Source organism: Paenibacillus sp. J22FR21, assembly GCF_056269135.1.
The window spans coordinates 14,013-37,092 of the sequence record NZ_JBWDNJ010000017.1 but is presented as its reverse complement, the minus strand read 5'-3'; the positions used below and the strand labels follow the sequence as shown (position 1 = coordinate 37,092).

Below are 23,080 nucleotides of genomic sequence, written 5' to 3'. Positions count from 1 at the left end.
TAGAGCTTCGGCGGACCGGGGCGGCAGCCACGAACAAAAAAGCTGCCCCACAACCCGCGAAAGCGCGCCTGTGGGACAGCCTTGATTCCAACTATGAACCGTTGGCACCGCCGGTGCCTTCGGGATTATTCTTCGTACCTTTGCTCGTATACGGCTTCGGCGCGCTCTTCTTCCGGTTCTCGGCAGCCTGCCAGCGATTCCAGCCTTTCTTGCCTGTACCGCGGCCTGTACCGCCGCCTTTACTCTTCGCCATGACTAGCCTACCTTCTCGAAAGCGAAGCCCAAGTGCTCTCAAGCCACTTATCGAAATCTGCTTCTTTATCGCCTTCATAGATATCGTACACGTCGGATCTCATCTTCTGCAGCTTCTCTTTGAACTCTTCGTAGGTGTGGCCATCCGGCAAGCTCTTCTTGATCCGCACCAGAATCTTGTTCAAGCCTTTGACCAGCTCGCCTGTCTTGCGTGCCGGCAATTGCACATCTTCGCCAAGCTCCTTCAGCACACGATGAGCTGCAGCCTGCACTTGATGCGTCATATCGCTTTGCGCAATCCGTTTCAGCAACAAAGTAGCCTGCTCGCCGCCCAATTGTCCAAGCTCCTCTACAGCACGAAGACGTTCACGCCAGTTCGATGTACGACCAGCAGCCTTCTTCAACTCTTCATAACTAACGGGTTGTTCTACTACTTCTTCTTCTGTATGTTCCAATTTCGATCAAGCTCCCTCGATTAACTATTCTATACACGCTACTAGAATGATTCAGGAAAGTCAATGTTTGGCTTGTTCGTATAGCCGGATTGCTTCGCATTCATGCGATATTGGCTGGGCGTTAAGCCATACGCCTTCTTGAATTGGGTGAAGAAATGGCTCCGGCTCGCGAACCCCGATTTATCCATAATATCCGTGATCGTATCTGTGGACGTCGCAACCAGCTGGCTAGCGTGCGCGAGCCTCACATTATTAATGAAGTCCGACACCGACACAAGCCTATGCTTCTTAAATAGTTTGCCCAGATATGGCGGTGACAGATCAACTTCATCCGCAATGTAATCCAGCGACAGCGCCGGATTCGCCAACTCACGGTGCACAATCTGATTCACCATGTCGAGCAGCTTCAAATACTTATTGTCTTTCTTTGCTTCGAGCTCCTGTGCCAAACGATCAAACAGTGCGGAGAAGTCGGCCATGATCTGCTCTATCGTTTCCATTTTCTGAAGTTTCATGAGATAGGCGTTGAAATGAAAATCCACCTTCATCGCATGATTGGTCTCCAGCACCTCAATGGCATGACGAATGAGCAGCAGGATCCGGATAAACATAGAGCTCAGCGCCGAATAGCTGTATGCCGAAGCGTCCTTCAGCATGGCCGACAACGCATCCTTCGCCTCCCCAAATTGCCCCTGGATGAGTGCCTCCTTCAATTCATCATCCTTCTCCTGCGACGATTTGAAGTCATCCGTTCTGACCGTGATGTGCTCGCTGAAAATCATACTTTCATGACCGTAAATCAGTCGGTAATAAGACAAGTCGAGCGTCTTCAAATAATGAAAATTCAGCTGGGAGAGCGTTTCGAACGGCTCGCTGAACGTTACGGATACGGCAAGGCGCAAATACTGCTTCGTATGCTGCTGTATCTGCTGCATCCATTCCACAAGCGTCAGCTGCTCGGAAGGTGCACTAAGCGAATCCGCATTGAGCAGCAGCATGACCTGATCCTCTTCAAGTTCCAAGCATTCATGAGCGGCCTTCTGCTGCATCAGCTCAGTAACAATATTGACGATGCCAAACTTTAATAAACTCCGGTCTCCCCTGCTGTATGTCGCGCAGAAGTCCGAGAAGTGATCGATTTTGAACAGCACGATGAGAAAAGCCGCGGAAGGATCAAGAGAAATATCGTATTTGAGAAATTGCCGCCTTAATTCGTCCGCAGACAATGGCCCCTTGGAATGCATGATTTTGCGCAGAAACTGCTGCTTCCGATCATAGGACTCCCCCCGCTTCTCCATCTCCAGCTGGTTATATTTCTGAATGACGAGTGACATGGGCACCATCAGTCTTCGCGAGAAATAGAAGGTGAGCAGGATGCTGCCGACGATGAACAAGACGACGAACAGATACGTCTTCTGCTTCATCCGTTCCACATCTTTGACAATGTCGTGATAGGGCGTAATGCTGACCAGATTCCAATCGAAGGCATCCGTGCTCGTATAGGTAATAAACGAATCGACGCCATCCACATTCATGCGGAAGTTACCAGCCTGCACCTTAGAAGCGTTGATCCGCCGGATATAAGGCTTGTCCGACAAATCAGCAAGCAGAGGATGTGCCTGATCTGCCGATAGCAGCATGCCCGTACTGTCGGTCACGAAGATGCGGCTGCCGCCGGCATCGTTCTGAGAATGAATGCTTTGACGCAGCCACTCTTCCGATATGTTCAGGATGATCGCTTCATTCACTTTGCCGCTCGCGACCTGGGAATCAAAGAACAAATACGAATAGACGTACATATCCTTGACAGCGCCTGTAGCGATGCCGGACATGATATTCGGAATTTTGCGCAGCACGATACTGTGTGAGGGGTGGTTCTTTATGTCATCGAGAATCGGGAAGATGCCTTGATCATCAAATGTGGTGCGGTCATAGATAAATTGTTCTCGGGGGACGGCATAGATTTGCTCACCGTTGTAGATGTAGATGGATTGAAGGAACGGATAAATATTTTTGTACGATTGCAGTTTGATCTGGTACTTCACATAGTCATCGGAATCAATATCCGAGTATAGCAAGTCCGTAATAATGTCATCAAAGAAAGCCGTTGTCGACACCGATCTGGCGGTCTGTTCAAGTGCGCTTACATTTCGGCTCGTATATTGAAGGTCAGCAAGCTGCTCACGGTAGACCTGTTTCAATGCGAAGTTCTCGAAATTTCGGCTCAATAAGGAGGATTGAACGAAGAGCAGCAGCACGGTGCTGACCAGGAAGGGAAGCAGAATCGTCAGAAAGAGCTGAAACGGGTTCTTCAGAACGAATTTCTTGAACATTATGCATGCAACTCCTCTACTTCCAAGACTATCACACAACCCGAAAATGATTCAATTTGTTACCGTTTTCCCTTCAAAAGCCTGTTTTCAGAACAAAAAGTGATTTTGAGAACTGCTCCATTCGTTCGAAAGTGAACTGAATTGGCATTTAAGAAATTGTCAGCTCCCTGTCTGATCAACTATGATCAAGTCAGTCGTTGAGAACGTTTACATTCTTACCTAAAGGAGGTCTGGCTACATTGAACAAAATTCCGTTCTTGGCTTCATCACGCCATCTAAAGAAGAATCTGCAGCTGGCGCTGCTTGCACTGCCCGCCTTTCTAGTGATCTTCGTTTTCTCGTACCTTCCCATGGGCGGGATCTTCATTGCTTTCAAAAATATCAACTATACCGATGGCATTCTGCACAGTCCGTGGGTCGGGATTGATAACATCAAGTTCTTCTTTACCTCCAGCGACGCTTGGATGGTCGTCAGAAACACGCTTCTATATAATAGCATCTTTATCGTTGTAGGCACGTTCTTATCTGTCGTATTCGCGATTCTGCTCAATGAAGTCGTAAGCCGCAGATGGGTCAAAGCCTACCAGACGGTCTTCTTCTTCCCTTACTTCTTCTCCTGGATCATCGTAGCCTACATGGCTTACTCCTTCATCGGGCCGTATGGCGTGCTTACTACGTTAACCGAGAAACTGGGTTTTGATGCATTCGACTTCTACTCCACCACGTGGGTTTGGCCCATCATGTTAACCCTCATTAATATCTGGAAAGGGCTTGGCTATGTCAGCATTATTTTCTACGCAGGCATTCTGGGCATTTCGCAGGAATACTTCGAGGCAGCTGAGATCGACGGCGCTTCCAAACTCCAGATTATTCGAAACATTACCATTCCGCTCATCATGCCGCTCATCACGATTATGACCCTGCTTTCCATCGGCAAAATCTTTTACTCGGACTTCGGCTTATTCTTCTTCGTCCCAAGAGAAGTCGGACAACTGTTCCCGGTCACCCAAGTTATCGATACGTATGTGTTTCGGATGCTCAAAGTTTCAGGTGATATCGGCATGTCATCAGCGGTCGGGTTATTCCAATCCGTGATGGGTTTTATCGTTGTACTGGGAAGCAACTATGTCGTGAAGAAAATCGATGATGACAATAAATTATTTTAGAAGACGTCTGGAGATGAGCCTATGCCACAGAAGAAAAGGAAGATTTCGCAGCTTATTATCCATTTAATCTTTATTCTCTTTAGTCTATGTTGTATCCTGCCGCTCGTCTCGATCTTGTCCATCTCCTTAAGTAATGAAGTGGACATCATCAAGCACGGATACAGCTTAATTCCGCGCATGTTTGATTTGAAAGCTTACACGTATGTCCTCTACCGCCCCATTCAGCTTCTTGGCGCGTTCAAAGTATCCATCATGGTCAGCTTCATCGGTACTTTTCTCGCCGTGCTGTTCATGGCCGGCATCTCTTACACACTCTCTCGCGAAGACTTCAAATACAAGAATAGCCTCAGCTTCTATGTCTTCTTCACGCTGCTGTTTAACGGCGGCTTAGTGCCCACTTACATCTTGATCAGCAATTACCTGCATCTAAAAAATACGATCTGGGTGCTCATCCTTCCATACTTGGCCGTACCTTGGTTCATTCTGCTGCTGCGCTCCTTTATGCAGAAGATCCCTTTCAACATCATTGAATCCTGTATGATCGATGGAGCAAGCGAGTTCCGGATCTTCTTCCAAATCGTCATCCCGCTAGCCAAACCTGGTTTAGCTACAGTCTCCTTATTCACCATGTTGCTCTACTGGAACGATTGGTGGCTCAGCTTGCTCTACATCGAGAATGAACACCTTGTTCCGCTTCAATATATGCTTTACCGCATGATGAACAACATTGCCTATCTCACCAGCTCGACCAACATGATGCCGGCTAGTATGAAGAATGCCGAGCTCCCTTCCGAATCCGCGCGGATGGCGATGGCGATCTTGGCAGCAGGACCGATGCTGGCTGTCTTCCCGTTCTTCCAGAAATATTTTGTGAAAGGACTTACTGTCGGCGCAGTGAAGGGATAGCTTAAACATGGATCTTTGATCCAATTTAAGATAGCAATGCCAATATAAAAAAGGGAGGATTCACAATGCAACGAGCAAGAGCATTCCGATTGTCCAAGTTAGGCCTTCTATGTACGATTGTGCTTCTTGTATTCAGTATGCTGGCTGTAGCGTGCGGCAACAACTCCACTAACAATGGAGAAAAAAACACAAGCACGAACAACACTAGCAAGTCCGACAATACAGCAAAGAATGATACTTCAAACGCTGCTGCCACAGACAACACAGCTGCTACAGATACGAATACAACGGCAGATCTGCCTGAAGTTAAGCTTACCTGGTATTTCCCCGGAAACTTCCCGCAACCTCAACAAGATAAGATTTTTGCTGAAGTCAATAAAGTGATCAAAGAGAAAATCAATGCTACCGTTGATTTCAAAGCGATCCCGTTTGGTGACTTTGATCAAAAAATGCAAGTGGTTATTGCCTCCGGCGAGCCTTACGACATTACGTTCACGGCCGGCTGGATCAACAACTATACGCAGAACGTAGCCAAAGGCGCATTCCTCCCGCTCGATGACCTGCTTGCCAAATACGCACCGACAACGTTAGCCTCTATGCCCGCTTCCTTCTGGGATGCAACGAAAATTAAAGGACAAATCTACGGCTTCGTCAATCAACAAATTTCCGCAAGAACACCGTCAGTTACGGCTCCAACAGCATTAATCGAAAAATATGGATTAGATATGAATGCCATTAGCGGTAAAATTAACGAAAACAGCTTAGACCTGCTCTTACCATTCATTCAAGCTGTTCAAAAAGATAATCCTCAGAAATACCCGGTTATCGGGATTGACCCCGATTTCTTCAACATGGAGGCTATCGTCGGCTTCAATGTACCCGGCGTCGTGAAGTTTGGCGATAACTCCCTAACGGTTATCAATCAATTCGAATCCGATGCCTATAAGAAATTCGCAGCGACGCTTAGAGATTGGAATGCGAAAGGCATTCTACACTCCAAAGAACGAATTTCCAAGAAAACCGATGATTGGACAGACGGCAAAGCAGGCAAATGGGTGCTGAACATCGGCGGTGCATTCAAGCCGGGCGGTGCTAACCTTGCCTCCGCGCTTGGCGGAGAGCCCTACCAAGAAGTTCCTGCCGGTACTGCGCATTTGACTACTGGCGGTATCACGGCAACGATGCAGGCAATCAACCGGAATTCGAAAAATCCGGAAAGATCGATGATGCTGCTTGAATTGCTCAACACGGACAAAGATTTGTATAACCTCTTGAACTTCGGTATTAAAGGCGAGCAATTCGATTTCGATGCTGACGGTCTCATGATTCCCGGACCTACGCAAGCCGACTACAACCCGCAAGTGCCTTGGATGTTCGCATCCAACTTCTTGGCTAATGTAGAGAAAGGCATGCCTGCAGATGTTTGGGAGCAAACGAAGAAAGTAAACGCAGAAGCTGAACCTTCCTTGCTGCTGGGCTTTACGTTCGATGCCGAGCCTGTAAAAGGTGAAATCGCGAAAGCATCTGCCGTGAATGACGAGTATTCCCGTGCGATCAGCTTGGGCGTTACTTCCGAGGAGAAATACAACGAGTTCGTGGCGAAAATGAAAGATGCCGGCGCGGAAAAAATTATCGCGGAAATGCAGAAGCAAATCGATGCTTGGAAAGCAGCGAAATAATGATGTAAAGAAAAGAAGTCGTGCAGCTCGCTGCACGACTTCTTTTCTTTGTAGGGAATGTCGCGGCTAATCCTGCAGCAAGAACCGATACCCGATACCCGGCTCCGTCTCAATGAATACCGGTCTCGTCGGATCCTCCTCCAGCTTCTTGCGCAAATGGCCAATGTAAATGCGCAGATAATGGCTGTCTGATTCATGGTGATGGCCGCCCCAAACCTGCTGCAGCAATTGGCGCTGCGTGATGACCTTGCCCGCACTCGAGGCTAATACTTTAAGCAGGTCGTACTCCGTAGGCGTCAGCTTCACTCGATTGCCGTCCAGCTCAACGATCCGCTGCGCCAAATCAATCATAAGCCGACCGAACTGAAGAACAGGTTCATCGGCAGATTTGGCTGCATGACGAAGCGCAACGCGTATTCTCGCGAGCAGCTCCCCCATGCCAAAGGGCTTGGTGACATAATCGTCCGCTCCACTGTCGAGCGCCGCAATCTTATCGTCTTCTCGGTCCTTGGCCGTCAATACGATGACCGGTATCCGCGTCCACTCCCGGACTCGGCGCAGCACTTCCATTCCGGATATATCGGGCAAGCCAAGATCGAGCACGATAAGGTCGGGATGGGAAATACTCGCTTGATAGACGCCTTCTTCTCCCGTTGCTGCGGTATGAATGTCAAAGTGATGGGCTTGCAGCGTTACTTTCAGCAGCTTACAGATCTGGGGCTCATCATCGATGATTAGAATGCGTGCACCGCTTGTTGTTGTCATAACTATTCACTGTTCCCCTTCGGCAATAATTCATCTAGAAAGCTCTGATCGCCTACAGGCAGAGCTATTTGGATAACAGCACCTTTGGGAAGATTAGGCTCAGCAGTAATAAAACCCCCATGCGCTTCTATAATTCCTTTACAAATCGCAAGTCCAAGACCTGTTCCTGGCACATGCTTGGTCGAGCTGCCACGGTAAAATTTATCGAAGATCCGCTCAAAGTCCGCATCGGCAATGCCCAAACCGGCATCAGCTACCCTAATGATAACATGCGTTTCATCCTGCCTAACAGAAATCACGATGGTGCTCTCATCCGGAGAATACTTGATTGCATTGCTGACCACGTTAACCAGCACTTGCTCCAGCAGCACCTCATCGCCAAGCACAATCGGAACACGCTCCGGCAGGCTCACCCGTATTTCGCGAGTGCGCTGGAAGTCCTTCACTTGGGACAAGACTACTCCGATAATGTCTTCGACATCGCACCAATTCTTACGCAGCCGGAGCATGCCGCTCTCTAATTGAACCATGCCAAGCAGGTTCGTGACGAGCCGGTTCATGCGCAAAGCGCCGTCTCTAATCGTCGCAAGCAATTCGAGGCGATCCTCGGAAGAGAACATCCGATCACCTTCAATAAGTCCCGTTGCCGACCCGATGATCGTGGCGAGCGGTGTCCGTAACTCATGGGACACGGAGTCCAGCAGCGCTGTTCGGAGGCGCTCGGATTCAGCCGTCAAATGGGCAAGCTTGGCCTCTTCGCCTAGCTTCACCCTTGCAATCGCACTCGCTGCAAGTCCGGCAAAGGCTTCCAGGAGCCTCTTATTTTCCATGGATAGAGCAGTCGTCGAATTCCCATTACTCGCAAGATTCATGGCTATTACGCCGTACACCCGCTCCTCCGTTAGCAGCGGCACATACAAGCCGGGAAATTCTCTTAGCGTGCCTGAACCTCGGCCGGCCATCTCCCCGTGCGCATATACCCATTTGGCGATCGCGGTCTCCGATTCTCCTTTGCCCCAGTCCCCGCTTGCGGAAGACGCTGCTAATGTAAGCTCATCCCGACTGTCCGGCAGATATAGCGCCACCTGCGAGTTAATGGTAGTCGATACTTGGCGGCACACGTTCTCAAGCAAGGATTGAAGGTCCGCAATGGCCGTCATTTGCTGACTTAGGGTGTAGAGTGATGCCGTGTGGGCCTCTCTTTGTTTTGCCAGTAATAGCTGCTGTTTGAGTCTTGCTGCCAGACTGGCTGTTAAAGCTGCAACGGCAAGGTAGACCACGAAGGAGAAGAGATAGCGCAAATCCTCTACCGTAAAACTGAGAAAAGGCGGGACAAAGAAGAAGTCAAAGGCAATCACACCTAATGCCGCAGCATAAAATGATGGTCCAAGTCCCCAATATACAGCACTGAACAACACGGGAAATAAATAGATAAGGGCGATGTTAACCATATCGAAGGCCAGCTCAAACGCATGGAGGGCGATGGTTAACAAGGTGACGCATAGGGTAACCCACACATAGGGCTTCATAGAAAAGACTCTAATTCGATAGCTCAGATTCATGTTCATCACATCCTGAAGGAGACTATAGGCCTGAAGTTATTGCGTTTGAGCATCAAAGTCAGCCACAATCAATACATCCATATGCCTGGTAAGCCGAATTAGCTGATTGACGACGGAACCCTTCCACAGTGCTTCCCAGAAGGAAATTTTCGGCTGACCGATGACCAGCTGCGTCGCTTCAACCTCTTCCGCTTTGGAAGCTAAGACAACGGCAATTTGTCTATTCTGATGCTCTTCATGGATAATAAACTTCCCGCCTAATCGCTCCGTCAATTTCTCCAAAGCGGCCAGCCGTTTCTTCAGTTCATCCGTGCAGCTGCCTCCAACCTGTACATAATTGACATACCATGCGGCTTTCAGCCTGTACGCCGTCCGGAACCCGCGCCGAATCAGACGTTCGGCATGCGGCGTACTGTTGACGCAGATAAAGATCACTTCTTTCCTTCTCCACGGACCTCGCAGCGAGCTCTTCCGCTCGAACGATTCCAATCGCTCATCGACATCGTCGGCAATTTCGCGAAGGGCCAGCTCTCGCAGAGCAATCAGGTTACCTGTCTTGAAGAAGTTATTCAGCGCCTGATCGACTTTCGTCATGGCATAAACTTTGCCTTCCCGCATCCGATGCTGGAGCGCTTCCGGAGAAACGTCAATGAGCTGGACCTCATCGGCCAAATGAAGAATACTATCAGGTACCGTTTCCCGGACGCGAACCCCTGTAATTTGCTCGACGGCATCATTCAAACTCTCCAGGTGCTGTACATTGACGGTTGAAATGACGGAAATACCGGCATCCAATATGTCCAGCACATCTTCATAGCGCTTCTTGTACTTGCTTCCGGGTACATTCGTATGCGCGAGCTCGTCGACCAGTACAACCTCGGGACATCTTCGGATGATTTCCTCGGTATCCATTTCTTCAAGGGAAACCCCTTGATACACCATACGCTTTCGATCAATGACATTCAAGCTGCCGATTTGCTGGATCGTCTCTGCTCGGTTATGGGTTTCCAGCAGTCCGATCTGCACATCAATGCCTTTCCTCAGATGGTCATTCCCTTCTCGCAGCATCATATACGTTTTACCTACGCCGGGAGCAGCGCCGATGTACACTTTAAACTTGCCGCGTCTGATCTGGTCGATCTTCTCCGCTACTTCCTGCTGACTGAGCCGCTTATACTTCTGCTGCTCCGTGGCAGCCGTCATTTGGGCAGGGAGAACCCGTTCCCCCTCGTTAGCTGTCGAATCGGCAACCAGAAACAGATCGATATTTCTCGTGATCTTCAGAAGCTCACTAATAATCGACCCCTGCCATAATTCCTGCCACCGCGTTTGCTTCGAATGTCCCATCACGATTCGCGTCACATTATGCTGGGTCGCATAGTTCACTAACGTCCTTGGGATGCGCCTGCGTTTCGGAAAAGGCAGCTCTTCAAACTGACCGTCCACTTTCTCTACAAGCTTAATCGTGCTCCTGCGGAAAGTTGCCTCTTCCTTGGATAACGTCTTCTTCAAATTACGAAACGTGATCACCACTAAATCGCCGTTCAGTCGCTTGGCGATTTGCTGTCCTCGCCTAACGTAGATTGATCCGTTCCAGTGGTACTGCGTCGTGACCAGGATGCGCTCCGCTGTGCCGGATGGGCCGATCAGTCCCATTTCTTCACGATGCAACTTCAGGGATTCATTCACATCCTCCGCAACCAGCCGAAGCGCCAGTTCACGCAGTACACCTAAGTTGCCTCGTTTAAACAACGTTGCATCCTTATTGCCTTTCAAATGTCCTTCGGCCATTCGACTTAAGACCGTTTCCGGGGTGACGTCAATCAGCCTTACCTCATCGGCCAGTTCAAGCGTATCCGCCGGAACCGTACATGTCGCTTCAATCCCCGTAAGCTTATGCGCGATTTCCGTGTAGCCTTCGAGCTCGTAGACGTTAACGGTTGTGATCACGCTTATCGCATGGGAGAGCAGAAATTTGATATCCTCCAGCCTTGTAGGAAACCGAGCGTCGGGACGATTCCGGTGTGCGAGTCCATCGACGAGAACGACTTCCGGATTTCGTTCTATGAGAGCATCCAGGTTCAAATCTTTGAACTCCGTACCGTCTGTATACCAATGAATACTAGGGACCCGCTCCAGATCACCTACTTGCTCTACCGTCTCGGGTCGCTGCAGCGTCGACACCGCGCAAATCACCACATCAATGCCTTGCTGCTTTAAGGCCTGCCCTTCACGCAGCATATGATAGGTTTTGCCTGAGCCGCTCACCGGACCGATATAGATCTTCAGCGTCCCGCGATGAAGCTTAGAGATGGAGTGCAAGATATCTTCCGGTGTTTTGCGTTTGAAGCTTTCCATTGGCGATTTTCCCTCCCCTATTTGAAACATCGAATAAACCGAGAAAGCCACCCCCATATGAAATGGAGGCGGCTGCTTAATAATCACTTCACTTGCTTCATTAGTTCCATATTGATTGCCGTTACGTTCACGCGCGGTTCCCCGAAGATACCAAGCTGGCGGCTTGTCGTATTGGCATCCACAAGTTCATTCAGTACCTGCTCCGAAATCCCTGTTTCTTTGCTGATTCGCGGCACTTGAAACTTGGCCGCTTCCGGGGATATATCCGGATCAAACCCGGAGCCTGAGATGGTTACCAGATCGGCCGGGATGTCCGTTAAGCTCGGATTCTCCTGGCGCAAGGCATCGATTCGCTCCTTCATCGCTTGCACATACTCCGGATAAGCGATTGCCATATTGGAGCCTGCTGTGGCAGTCGGATCAAATTTCGCATTTGAGGCTCGCGGGTGAAACCATTTCGGCGATTGGAAGTCCTGGGCGATCAGCTCCGAACCTACAACTTTGCCGTCTACTTTAATTAAACTGCCCTCGGCTTGTTTGGGGAATAGGACCTGGGCAAAACCCGTCGTGACTAAAGGATATAGGAGCCCGCAAAGCAGCATAAGCACTACGGACAGTCGGATCGCGGTCAATGTCATCTTCATATGATTATCTCCTTAAACAAGTTGAAGACCATGAAGCACCAGGTCTATGATTTTGATGCCGATGAAAGGGACGATAATCCCGCCGAGGCCGTAAATCAGAACGTTGCGCGTAAGCAGTGTATCTGCTGTCATCGCACGGTATTTCACGCCTTTCATCGCAATCGGAATGAGCAGCGGAATGATGACGGCGTTAAAGATAAGCGCCGACAGAATCGCCGATTTCGGCGAGGCCAGATGCATGATATTCAGCGATTGCAGCTGAGGCATCGCGATGATAAACATAGCCGGGATAATCGCAAAATACTTGGCGATATCATTGGATATCGAGAACGTTGTAAGTGCACCCCGAGTAATGAGCAATTGTTTGCCGATAGAAACGACCGATAACAGCTTCGTCGGATCGGAATCCAAATCGATCATATTGGCCGCTTCCTTGGCAGCCATCGTTCCTGAATTCATGGCCAGACCCACGTCGGCTTGCGCCAGCGCAGGAGCATCATTCGTACCGTCGCCTGTCATCGCAACGAGCTTGCCTTCTTGCTGCTCCTTCTTGATGGCGGCGATTTTATCCTCCGGTTTCGCTTCGGCGATGAAATCATCGACGCCCGCTTCGAGGGCAATCGTAGCTGCTGTGAGCGGATTATCGCCCGTACACATGATCGTCTTGATGCCCATTGCCCGCATTTCTGCAAAACGTTCCTTCAGTCCGGGTTTCACGGTATCCTTCAAGTAAATGACGCCATAGATGCGATTGCCTACAGCCGCAGCGAGCGGAGTGCCTCCGGCTCTGGCAATCCGGTTCGAGACTTCTTCTAAGTCGCTCGGAATGCTGCCGCCGCTCGCGGAAACAAATTTCTTAATGGCATCGACCGCGCCTTTGCGGATCTGTACGCCGCCTGCCAGATCGAGTCCGGACATTCGCGTTTCTGCCGTGAACTCGACGATTTCAGCACTTGCATATTCACTCGCCGTCCAAGATTCGCCAAGCTTGCCGGCAAGCTCTACGATCGAACGACCTTCAGGCGTTTCGTCCTTAACGGAGGCCTGCAACGCGACGAACGTCATTTCCTTGGCGGTGACGCCTTTTACAGGAATGAACTCCGCAGCCATCCGATTCCCGTAGGTGATCGTACCCGTCTTATCCAAGATCAGTGTATCGATATCGCCGGCGGCCTCGACTGCCTTACCGGACATCGCAAGTACATTATATTGCGTTACACGGTCCATGCCGGCAATCCCGATAGCGGACAACAGCGCGCCGATCGTTGTCGGTATTAAGCAGACGAGCAGAGCAATTAGAGTGGCGATATCCAGATTGACATTCAGATATTTCGCCATTGGAACCATGGTGATAATAACAATAAGGAAAATAATCGTTAACACGGCGAGCAGAGTCGTTAACGCCAGTTCGTTCGGTGTTTTTTGCCGTTTGGCGCCTTCTACGAGCGATATCATGCGATCTAGGAACGATTCGCCCGGATCTGTCATGACCTTCACAACGATATAGTCTGAGGCTACTCGCGTTCCCCCTGTAACCGAAGAGAAATCGCCTCCGGCTTCCTTGATTACAGGTGCGGATTCACCTGTAATCGCCGATTCATCGATGGATGCCAGACCTTCGATAATTTCACCGTCGGTCGGAATAAGCTCGCCGGCTTCCACACGGACAATGTCGCCTTTCTTCAGCTGCGTGGAAGGAACCTGCTTAAAGGTTCCGTCCCGCTGAACAAGCTTCGCCATCGTTTCGGATTTTGTTTTCCGAAGGGTATCCGCCTGCGCCTTGCCTCGGCCTTCCGCTAAGGCTTCAGCGAAATTCCCGAACAATACGGTAAAGAGCAGGATGAAAAATACGGTCACATTATAGCCTCGGCCTACTGAATCCGTACCAAACAGATCCGGCCATATGGATAGCAGCAGCGTAATCACTGTACCTACTTCAACAATAAACATAACCGGGTTCTTCATCATAACGACCGGATTCAGTTTCTTAAAGGCATCAAGTATCGCCTGCGATGCGATTTCCTTCGTTATGGTCTTTCTGCGTGCAGCAGCCATCGTTATCTCTCCTTAAGTTTAGTGCGACATGGCCAGATGTTCAGCGATTGGTCCCAGTGCTAGGGAAGGGAAGAACGTAAGCGCTCCGATCACGAGAATGATCATGATGAGAATACCCGTGAACAATGGTGTATTCGTGCGCAATGTTCCCGTTGTAACCGGAACAACTCGTTTAACCGCGAGAGATCCGGCAATCGCAAGCATCGCAATGACTGAAATATAACGGCCGAACAACATCACAAGCCCAATTCCTACATTATAGAAGTCGGTATTCGCGGTCAGACCGCCAAATGCGGAACCGTTGTTTGCCGCGCCGGACGTAAAGGCATAAAGCACTTCAGATAGTCCATGCGTACCGGCGTTCGCTATGGACGCGACGGCTGTCGGCGTTGCAAGTGCAAGCGCGGTCGGTGCCAGAATGATCAAAGGGTGAATGAGCAGCGCAATGGCAGCCAGCTTCACTTCCTTGCCTTCAATTTTCTTGCCGAGGAATTCCGGCGTACGTCCGACCATCAGACCGCAAATAAATACGGATAAAATGAGATACAATAACCCATTGAGCAGCCCGACGCCTTTACCGCCGAATACGTTATTCAGCATCATTTCGGCCATTGCAACAAAGCCGCCCATCGGGGTTAACGATTCGTGCATATTGTTTACAGATCCCGTCGTCGCTGCCGTTGTCACGGCTGTAAATAAGGCGGACTGAGATTCGCCGAACCTTACTTCCTTGCCCTCCATATTTCCGTGATAGCCTACTGCATCAAGAGCCGGAACACCTTTGTACTCCGATACAAAGACGACTGTCAGCATAACCAAGAAGATAAGTCCCATGGCCCCAAAGATAGCCCAGCCCTGCTTCTTGTTCTTAATCATCAAACCAAACGCGTACACTAGCGCGGTTGGAAGAAGCATCATGCAAATAATTTCCACCATGTTCGTGAGCGGTGTCGGATTCTCAAACGGATGCGCTGAGTTCGTACCGAACCATCCTCCGCCATTCGTACCGATATGCTTAATGGATTCAAGTGTTGCAACGAGTCCTCTGGTGATCGTCTGCTGAGCTCCTTCAAGCGTGGTCGCATCTACAGCACCTTGGAACGTTTGCGGAATGCCTTGGAACACGAAGAACAAAGCAACCAAGAAGCTAAGCGGCAGGAATACACGCGTAATTCCGCGAACCATGTCCACATAGAAGTTACCCAGATTATCCTGACGTCCTACGAGCCCGCGAATGAACGCAATCGCAATTGCAAAGCCGGTTGCCGCCGACGTGAACATCGGAAAGGTAATCGCAAGCAATTGAGACAGGTAAGATAGTCCGTTCTCACCCGAGTAAGACTGCCAGTTCGTATTCGTAATAAACGATACGGCTGTATTGAAAGCCTGCCCCGCAGGCATATTGCCGATCCCGTCCGGATTAAGCGGCAGAAAGCTTTGAAACCGTAATACAAGATACAATAGGAGCATCATCACAAAGTTGCTAAGCAGGACGGCTGCTACATACTTCTTCCAGCCCATTGCTTCATCTTCGCGTACGCCCATCAACCGATACAGCAACCGTTCAAACGGACCGAACACACGATCCAATGCTGTTTTCTCATGCTGAAACACTTTTACAAGATAACTGCCTACCGGCTTAACCAACAACATAATGATGATCAGCGTAATGGCTACCTGTACGAACCCCATACTCATGTCATGAATCCTCCGCCCTGGCCATTTAGAATTTTTCTGGTTTAACTAACACAAAGCCTAGATACAAAATAAGAATAGCTGCAATAATGCCGACGATAATCATAGCGTTCCCTCCCTAGGCTCTCTCACAGAATTTAAGGAATCCCCAGAATATAGCGAATGCAGCAACAAACAATACCACCATTGTAAAATCATTGACCATAACTCCTTACTACCTCCTATAGCTGCATGCAGTGTGAATTGAGAATATTTTCCCCTGCTAGATTGAAACTATTCATGTCTTTCAGCGTGCTTGAGGTTTCATATGCTGCTTATCGGTTCCCCCTCTTCGGTATAAGGAAATCTTAATACGGGTTGCCGTAAAAAGGGGGTAAAGAAACCTGCTGCCAGGTGTAAAAAAAGTATAAAAATCAATCGTTATCGCCGTCTAGAACGATACGTATGCCTGCGAGTGGTCGAATAAATAGGCGCGATTCCATAATGCGTAATTTCGATTGGTTATGCCTTTCGCCGTGTAATCCAGCTGCTCGGCCAAGCTTGTTAATGCCGATTCCATTAAATGCGCGCGTTCCGTCCCCCATGCGTCTTGCTTCTGGTGGATGTAGTCCAGACTCTCCTCGAGTGTCAGTCCCTTCATTCGCTGGTAGATGGCCGTCCACTGCACAATGTCGCCCTTCAGGTTACAGCCGTGCATCTGGAATTCAATGAGGCTGCAGCCTCCGTCATTCGTGGTGATGGCGAGTAAACCGCAAATGCAGTCTTCACTATGTCCGGGCAGCCGTTCATCCGTGAGCTCCCCATCAAATTGAAACAGCTCGATCGCCTTAATCTTGCAATCTTTCACAATAGTCACTCTCCTGAATCGTTTGGTAGAAAACACAAAGAGGCCCGGGGAGCAGAGAAACTCTACTCCCGGGCCTCTTTCACAGCGTGCATAAAGAAACAAGCTGCTGGAAGCTCGATTGAAGGGGGTTCTCTCTCATACGCTTACGAGGTTAGCTGTCGGATTCGGGCTTGAGAGTACCCTACCTTAACAAATAACACCTGTTATGGATTCACCCCAAGAAGCCGTTCTGATCGAAGTCGGCTTCTGATTGGTTCCCCCGTTCCTCTTGCGAGGACTCAGCGTTTAAAGCAAGTTATTCCGTTGATGAATCAAATCTTATTCCTGCGCGAAGAGAATGTAAAACTTGATTTACGTGCTAATTCCGCCAATTCTATCGAATTGCGTGCATAATTGCGCTTTCATCCTGCGAACCCATTCTTTTCAATTGGATTATCATAGGAATGCTTCCAAACCTTACTGCTTGTGATGCCAACAATAAGGAGCAAAGCACATTGTTCTCACATGGCAATTGAATGTGACCCCGAGATGCGATACGCTGAAATCTATAATGGACCCGGCCTGCTCGCTGGGATGAAGGAGATTGAATCATCGTGCAGATTTTGCACCGGGAAAACAGCTTGCTGAACGAGATTACCGTTTACGATACGAATACGTACGGCGAGGAACATGGGCGATTCCGCGTCCTACAGTTCTCAAACAGCGCCATGCAAGGTGCTGTGGATTTGGATCAGCCTGAGCGGATCTTATTCGAATATCCGCAGGCTATGCTTCACCTCATGAATGGCAGCAACCCGACCTATCAGCGTCTGTTTATCATTGGTCATGGCGTTGGAACAATTGCTCGACATAGTACGGCGAGAACGATCAAAGTTGCGGAGCTGGACGAGCGAGTTGTGGCGTTAAGCAGGCAATATTTTGGCTATCGTGACGATAATGTGGCGGTTGGCGATGGCCGTGAACTGCTCTCATGCGAAGCTGAGCATACGGTTGATTTTATTGTGCTCGATGCCTTCTCCGATAAGGGAACGCCGCGGCATTTGACTTCGATGAGCTTCTTCGAGCTTGCTGCCGCCAAGCTGGATGAGAGCGGTGCTATCCTCATCAATCTCATGGGCAAGCGTGAGAACGATGCGTATATAAACGCCATCTATACAACACTTCGAGAAGTGTTTCGATTCGTGAAAGCATTTGCTTTGCCAGCTGAAAACGCCGCGGATCGTCGAAATTACATCCTGACGGGCAGCAACGCCCCGCTGACCTGCCAGACTCGCCGAATGGCGGGGTTTATGAAAATTGAATTGGGGCAAGGCTATATCATCGTGGATCACGACTAGTAGGATTCGCCTATCAGACTTACTAGTGAAATTTATGATAAGAGAGGGGTTGCTATAAACCTTTGAATATGCCAGCCGCCCCGGCTCAGACCGTCCGCTTATTCGCTGCCGTCCCTGTACCGGATTCCATTAAGCAGTCACTTTCGATAGGGTGCGAGGACATCCAATCACAGCTTCCGTTTCGCAAATGGGCACATCCTGACGATTATCACATCACGCTGCAATTTCTGGGCGATACGCCAATAGAGCTTGTCCCTGCCATCTCGGCAGCACTTCGCGAAGCAGCATCGTCCGTTCAGGCTTTCGCGTTAAATGTGACTTCGCTAGGCGTCTTCGGGCGTCCGATTCGCCCCTCCGTTCTATGGGCCGACGTCGCAGGGGATGTCGAGCAGCTGCACAACCTGCAACAGCATGTTGCAAGGAGGTTAAAGCCCCTCGGCCTCATGCCGGAGAGCCGCACCTACCATCCGCATCTCACACTTGCACGCAATTACGCAGGCGAAAGCTCGTTCGAGCCTTCGCAGCTGAACGGCTGGAAGCTGCCGATCGGAAGCCCGCTCCAGTGGCAAGCGGATGTCATAACCCTCTATCGAAGCCACCTGCAGCGACGTCCGATGTATGAGGCCATTTCGGTTGCTCCGCTGCTTCTCTGAATTTCTCCCCAATCCCCTCCGATTATTGCGTTATACTAGTTAATAAACGAACCATTACGGAGGTAGATGTGTCCCTATGGAATCACGCTGTGTCATTACCCATACCACCTATCAAGACTGGCCCGCCGTCCTCATGGAATCTACGGATCTGCGGATTACCGTCATTCCTGAGCTAGGAGGCAAAATCGTCTCCCTAGAAAACCGCCTTACCGGTAAAGAGTGGATCGTCGGCACCGGGTCTCGCCCACTCGCCAGGATCGAACATGGCTCTGACTTCCTCGCAGCGGATATGAGCGGCTGGGATGAATGCTTTCCTACCGTCGCCGCATGCACCTATCCGGAAGAAGGTGCCTACTTCGGACAACTCATGCCGGATCATGGCGATGTATGGTCCATCCCATGGGAGGTTTCTTTCGAAGAACAGGATGCACTTATTTGCAAAGTAGCCGGCAGAGCGCTCCCCTATGAATTGACAAGAACCATTCGCTTCGAGAGTGATCAGCAGCTTCGTTTCGAATACACAGTTCGGAACCTCAGTTCGGAGACGCTAGCGGCATTTTGGCTTGCGCATCCCCAATTTGTTGCCACGACAAACACGCGGATTATGCTGCCTGGGGCCACTAAACAAGTACGCTGCGTATTCGGTGGTCGTTTGCTGCAGAAAGGCGAGCTGTATGATTGGCCGGAAGCGGTTATTGATGGTTCGAAGCTTCGCCTTGATACGATCGGACCTGCTTCTAACAAGGATGCTCGTAAATTCTATGTTGACGGGGCAGTCGATGAGGGATGGACCGGACTTTATGAACAAGACAGCGAGGATTACTTAATGCTGGAGTGGGATGCTGAATCCGTACCTTACTTAGGCATCTGGATTGACGAAGGGTTATGCAACGAGCAAGCTGTTTGCGCACTGGAACCATGCAATGGTTACTACGACAGCCTAACTGAAGCAGTTGAACGAGACAATTTTCTCCGCATTGCTCCTCACGCTATGAGTGAGTGGCACTTATCCGTCAAGCTAGGCTCCGGCCTAATGAAGACTAAGTAATTAGTCCTACTAATAAAATGCCGTTTCTCTTAAGCTAATGCTTGAGAGGAACGGTTTATTTTTATTGCGGTGAGACTTTAGAACTAGGAGGAATTGCGACGTTCTGTGTCGAAGATAGTAGGAAATGTATGTTAATCGAAGGGAACTGTGATTGCTTATGAAAGCACACGAGCAGCAACAGCAGCCATCTAGAGAGAGTGGCTTTACATTAGTCGAAATCTTGACCTGTCTCATCATCCTCTCCGTCGCCGGACTCGCGATGACAGGTTTTTTTGTCCATGCCCTCTCCTACGCCAAGGGCAACCAGAATAAGACAGTCATGGTCAATCTGGCGCGTAACACGCTGTTTTATATGCAGAAGCAATCGGATTTTGATGCGATGGCCGATTTTTTTAAGGTTGGACAACCGCTCGGTATCGGCGAGAAGCGTAATGAAATCAATTCAGACGGCTGCCCAGAAGGCAGTGGCTCCTGTACAAATTATAAGGAACTTGTAGATGACCCGCAGACGCTTGCCTTTATCTTGAATCCCAAAATCAACGATATTTCTTACCATGTCACAATTAGCTTCCAAGATAAAGTCAAATTTTCTCCCGATAGCGGACAGATCAATAAATATCTGCTCCCCATTAAAGTTGAAGTTGCAGAGGTTGAGCCTCACAATAGCGAAGACAATCGGAGCAAACGGGAGTATTCGGAAGTGGAGGGGTACATAAGCGATGAATCGATTCGTTAACCGCTTGAGACGGCGCCTAACCGGCAGGGACGCTGAGGGAGGCTATACACTAGTTGAACTGATTGCCTCACTGACCATACTATCCGTCGTTCTGGGTGTCATTTACTCTTCTATTACATTTGGGATGAATACCTACAATAAGGTTCGCGTCGAGAACTCCCTTCGAGACGAAGGCGATCTAATCATGTCCTCCATCATAACTGAATTATACAGGGTCGGACCGAGCCGAATTTCGCAATCCGATGCAAGCCTTAGTCAGTCGATTACGCTGACGCTGCCGGAAATTTCTTCTGAAGACCCTATAGAGACAGGGGACGACCCTCTCCGCGAAGTAATCAGTATTAAACATTCTGATGCCTCGAATAAGAGCGCTCTATTTATCGGTAATCGTGAAGTGGCTATCGTATCAGAGATTGTACCGAGCAGTCCTACTGCATATAACGAATCTTTCATTAAACTAAAATGCGTGAACGGCCAGACGGGCTGCAGCAGCGGGATGCTTGAAATCAAGCTTAAGCTGCGTCAGGAGTATGGCGACCGAAATTTTGATCTCAACTTGGAAAGTAGATTCGGATTTTAAGAGGAGGCAGTTCGCTAATGATACGTGAAGAGAAAGGCTCTGCCTTTTTACTTGTTGTGTTTATGATGCTCCTCTTTACACTCGTCGGAGTAGCCGTACTCGGTGCTACGATCGGTGGAGCAGCACGGACTCAGAAATCGGAGGACAATTTGCAAACCGTCCATCTTGCGGATAAGGCGCTGAGTGAAGCGATGGCACACATTATGGCGCGCTTCGATAATCAATCGATAAGCCCTTCCCTGCTGAAACAAAATGTAGAGCAATTCGTGGAAAGCTTCAAAGACTATGGGGAGCGAGGCTATTTGAATGAAGGCTCAGAGCTCGATAAGGCCAAGAAGCCGGAATATCGTATTAAAAACATGTGCATTCTCGGTACGATTAACCTTCTAAAGCAACAGTTGTATTGTCAGAATCAAAGCAGCGGTACTGGTCAATTAACAGCCAATGATTACTTAACCGCAATTCGAATAACGGCTGAAGCAGAAGTGAACGGCGTCAAACGGGATTTGGTGCAGGATATGACGCTGGATACGTTCCCGGATTTTCTGAAGTATGCATTTGGCTCTGAAGGCGATCTTGTTATCAATGGCGCACCTGCCTTCAAAGGCAACATCTATGCAGGCAATGAGCTGAAAATCCAAAATGTCGCGAACTATACCTACTTGAATAAACCACTTACCGCCGATACCCAGTACCTTTATGTCGACCCCGTTGATTCATCGGCACTGGATGGCATCTATGTGCCAGACGGTGATGACCTGGGGAATGGTAAAATTCAAATTCAATCGCAAAGCAAAATTAAATACCGCAACAAACCAGTTGATCCAAATACAGATTACCAAACTCTCGAGAATCTGGGGGATCCTCAGTTTCATGACCTAGATACCAAAGTGGAGCTAATCGAAAAGAAAAAATTCATTTCCATAGACGTGGCGCAATCTTTCGTCGATAAAGCCTATGACGCGCTTGGAACAGGTGCCGATCCAAATTATAGAGAGATCTTATGGAGTGCCTACACACCTGTGGATTTCGGGGATGGCCTACTGGTCAAACTGAAGGAACTACTACCAATCAACCCGATTACCATTCCGACGGCCCCTATATTGCCTGACAGTGGTGCTTCAAACGAAAAGCTAGATTCCTACAATGAAGCTAAAGCAGATTACGATCACACCATGAGCGATCTGAATACGCAGTTCAGTAACCTCTCCGGTGCTGTATTTGTAGACGGGGACTTAACGATCGGTGCTGATCTCCGTCAAATTCGATACACATCGAAAGGTACCCACGATTGGCTTATCGTAAATGGTAATTTGACCATTCAGAACGATGATCCTAATACCGTTACTCCCATTCGAGCCAATATTCTCGTCAAAGGCAAAGTAACGTTAATCGGCAATCTTGAAATGGACTCTACCATCTTCTCCTTATATAGTAACGAAGACGACCCCAATGAGATCATGGATGCTCAGATTCGCGGGATGGTCGTGGATGACGGGCTAGGTGCGAGGAAGAGAGAGTTGGTTATGATTGCCAATGGCCCCATTGATATCTATCGGGTCACTGCCTTCCAACAACTAGGTACTGGCTATTCAAAAGATAGCGTCAATACACTAGACGGCTTCTTCTACACAGATAAAACGGCTGAGCTATATGGCGTAGGCTCGCTCTTCTGGATTCGCGGCGGATTCTTCGCCAAGGGAAGTATTACCATTAACGCCGTGCTTAGTAATACCACCTCAACTGAAACCGGGTCCACGTTAAATTTCGGCCCTCAAGAATTTGGCCCGCAAAATGAACCGATTACTCAAAAACAAGCCCGTTTCGTCATCGATTACAATAAAGATGTCTTTATTAATCAGCTTGCAGGCCTTCCTCGCGTCAACAAAATTAGAGTCAATATCGGACAGAAGAAGCTGCTTTCTGTTCAAAATTAGACCCCGAATAGAACGGTTAAACTAAAAGAAGCTGGCGCAGAGGTTATACTCTGCGCCAGCTTCTTTTAGTTT

At 49.1% G+C, this 23,080-nt stretch carries 20 protein-coding genes and 1 riboswitch; of the genes, 9 read left to right on the top strand and 11 right to left on the bottom strand.

Going from position 1 to position 23,080, the window contains the following annotated elements:
• Positions 1–91 precede the first annotated feature (91 nt).
• Genes AC0YNS_RS31160 through AC0YNS_RS31150 form a run of 3 tightly spaced genes read right to left on the bottom strand, consistent with a single transcriptional unit; the run spans position 92 to position 3,040 of the window.
• Entirely contained in the window at positions 92–253 is a 162-nt protein-coding gene (locus AC0YNS_RS31160; protein WP_475784748.1) for a DUF3934 family protein, read from the bottom strand.
• Positions 254–260: 7 nt separating this feature from the next.
• Positions 261–707: a HEAT repeat domain-containing protein gene (locus AC0YNS_RS31155; protein WP_475784747.1), complete on the bottom strand. Its 447-nt coding sequence runs from the start codon at positions 705–707 to the stop codon at positions 261–263.
• A 41-nt stretch (positions 708–748) separates the two neighbouring features.
• Complete coding sequence (locus tag AC0YNS_RS31150) at positions 749–3,040, bottom strand: AraC family transcriptional regulator (RefSeq protein ID WP_475784746.1); 2,292 nt, start codon at positions 3,038–3,040, stop codon at positions 749–751.
• A gap of 239 nt (positions 3,041–3,279) precedes the next feature.
• Between AC0YNS_RS31150 and AC0YNS_RS31145 the strand changes: the two genes are divergently transcribed.
• From AC0YNS_RS31145 to AC0YNS_RS31135, 3 genes are all read left to right on the top strand, one after another.
• The gene (locus tag AC0YNS_RS31145) at positions 3,280–4,206 is read left to right on the top strand and encodes an ABC transporter permease (RefSeq protein ID WP_475784745.1); all 927 of its coding nucleotides are present in this window, start codon (positions 3,280–3,282) and stop codon (positions 4,204–4,206) included.
• A 21-nt stretch (positions 4,207–4,227) separates the two neighbouring features.
• Positions 4,228–5,112 (top strand): carbohydrate ABC transporter permease, encoded by an 885-nt coding sequence (locus AC0YNS_RS31140; RefSeq protein WP_475784744.1) that lies wholly within the window; start codon positions 4,228–4,230, stop codon positions 5,110–5,112.
• 65 nt (positions 5,113–5,177) lie between these two features.
• Positions 5,178–6,791 (top strand): ABC transporter substrate-binding protein, encoded by a 1,614-nt coding sequence (locus AC0YNS_RS31135; protein ID WP_475784743.1) that lies wholly within the window; start codon positions 5,178–5,180, stop codon positions 6,789–6,791.
• Positions 6,792–6,857: 66 nt separating this feature from the next.
• Here the strand turns inward: AC0YNS_RS31135 and AC0YNS_RS31130 are convergent, their stop codons facing one another.
• The 8 genes from AC0YNS_RS31130 to AC0YNS_RS31095 form a co-directional block, all read right to left on the bottom strand.
• Positions 6,858–7,556 (bottom strand): response regulator, encoded by a 699-nt coding sequence (locus AC0YNS_RS31130; RefSeq protein ID WP_475784742.1) that lies wholly within the window; start codon positions 7,554–7,556, stop codon positions 6,858–6,860.
• 2 nt (positions 7,557–7,558) lie between these two features.
• A complete protein-coding gene (locus tag AC0YNS_RS31125; protein ID WP_475784741.1) occupies positions 7,559–9,118 on the bottom strand; it encodes an ATP-binding protein in 1,560 nt (519 codons plus the stop codon).
• Between the two features lie 36 nt (positions 9,119–9,154).
• Positions 9,155–11,476, bottom strand: coding sequence for a histidine kinase (locus AC0YNS_RS31120; protein WP_475784740.1), 2,322 nt, complete (start codon positions 11,474–11,476; stop codon positions 9,155–9,157).
• A gap of 83 nt (positions 11,477–11,559) precedes the next feature.
• On the bottom strand, positions 11,560–12,120 hold the full coding sequence (gene kdpC / locus AC0YNS_RS31115; protein ID WP_475784739.1) for a potassium-transporting ATPase subunit KdpC: 561 nt from the start codon (positions 12,118–12,120) through the stop codon (positions 11,560–11,562).
• A gap of 12 nt (positions 12,121–12,132) precedes the next feature.
• Positions 12,133–14,175 carry a potassium-transporting ATPase subunit KdpB gene (kdpB, locus tag AC0YNS_RS31110; protein ID WP_475784738.1) on the bottom strand — a complete coding sequence of 681 codons (2,043 nt, stop codon included), beginning with the start codon at positions 14,173–14,175 and terminating at the stop codon, positions 12,133–12,135.
• An 18-nt stretch (positions 14,176–14,193) separates the two neighbouring features.
• Positions 14,194–15,867, bottom strand: a complete 1,674-nt coding sequence (kdpA, locus tag AC0YNS_RS31105; RefSeq protein WP_475784764.1) for a potassium-transporting ATPase subunit KdpA — start codon at positions 15,865–15,867, stop codon at positions 14,194–14,196.
• Positions 15,868–15,898: 31 nt separating this feature from the next.
• Positions 15,899–15,976, bottom strand: coding sequence for a potassium-transporting ATPase subunit F (locus AC0YNS_RS31100; RefSeq protein WP_090986693.1), 78 nt, complete (start codon positions 15,974–15,976; stop codon positions 15,899–15,901).
• Between the two features lie 324 nt (positions 15,977–16,300).
• Complete coding sequence (locus AC0YNS_RS31095) at positions 16,301–16,717, bottom strand: hypothetical protein (protein WP_475784737.1); 417 nt, start codon at positions 16,715–16,717, stop codon at positions 16,301–16,303.
• 125 nt (positions 16,718–16,842) lie between these two features.
• Positions 16,843–17,011, bottom strand: a riboswitch (cyclic di-AMP (ydaO/yuaA leader).
• Positions 17,012–17,310: 299 nt separating this feature from the next.
• Between AC0YNS_RS31095 and AC0YNS_RS31090 the strand changes: the two genes are divergently transcribed.
• The 6 genes from AC0YNS_RS31090 to AC0YNS_RS31065 all read left to right on the top strand — a co-directional run bounded on the left by AC0YNS_RS31090 (position 17,311) and on the right by AC0YNS_RS31065 (position 23,008).
• Entirely contained in the window at positions 17,311–18,054 is a 744-nt protein-coding gene (locus AC0YNS_RS31090) for a spermidine synthase (protein WP_475784736.1), read from the top strand.
• A gap of 68 nt (positions 18,055–18,122) precedes the next feature.
• A complete protein-coding gene (thpR, locus tag AC0YNS_RS31085; RefSeq protein ID WP_475784763.1) occupies positions 18,123–18,707 on the top strand; it encodes an RNA 2',3'-cyclic phosphodiesterase in 585 nt (194 codons plus the stop codon).
• A 76-nt stretch (positions 18,708–18,783) separates the two neighbouring features.
• Positions 18,784–19,755, top strand: a complete 972-nt coding sequence (locus tag AC0YNS_RS31080) for a hypothetical protein (protein WP_475784735.1) — start codon at positions 18,784–18,786, stop codon at positions 19,753–19,755.
• A 157-nt stretch (positions 19,756–19,912) separates the two neighbouring features.
• The gene (locus AC0YNS_RS31075) at positions 19,913–20,491 is read left to right on the top strand and encodes a type IV pilus modification PilV family protein (protein ID WP_475784734.1); all 579 of its coding nucleotides are present in this window, start codon (positions 19,913–19,915) and stop codon (positions 20,489–20,491) included.
• A complete protein-coding gene (locus AC0YNS_RS31070) occupies positions 20,475–21,071 on the top strand; it encodes a PulJ/GspJ family protein (protein ID WP_475784733.1) in 597 nt (198 codons plus the stop codon). Before AC0YNS_RS31075 ends, AC0YNS_RS31070 begins: the two co-directional genes overlap by 17 nt.
• A 17-nt stretch (positions 21,072–21,088) precedes the next feature.
• Entirely contained in the window at positions 21,089–23,008 is a 1,920-nt protein-coding gene (locus tag AC0YNS_RS31065) for a hypothetical protein (protein WP_475784732.1), read from the top strand.
• Positions 23,009–23,080: the final 72 nt, after the last annotated feature.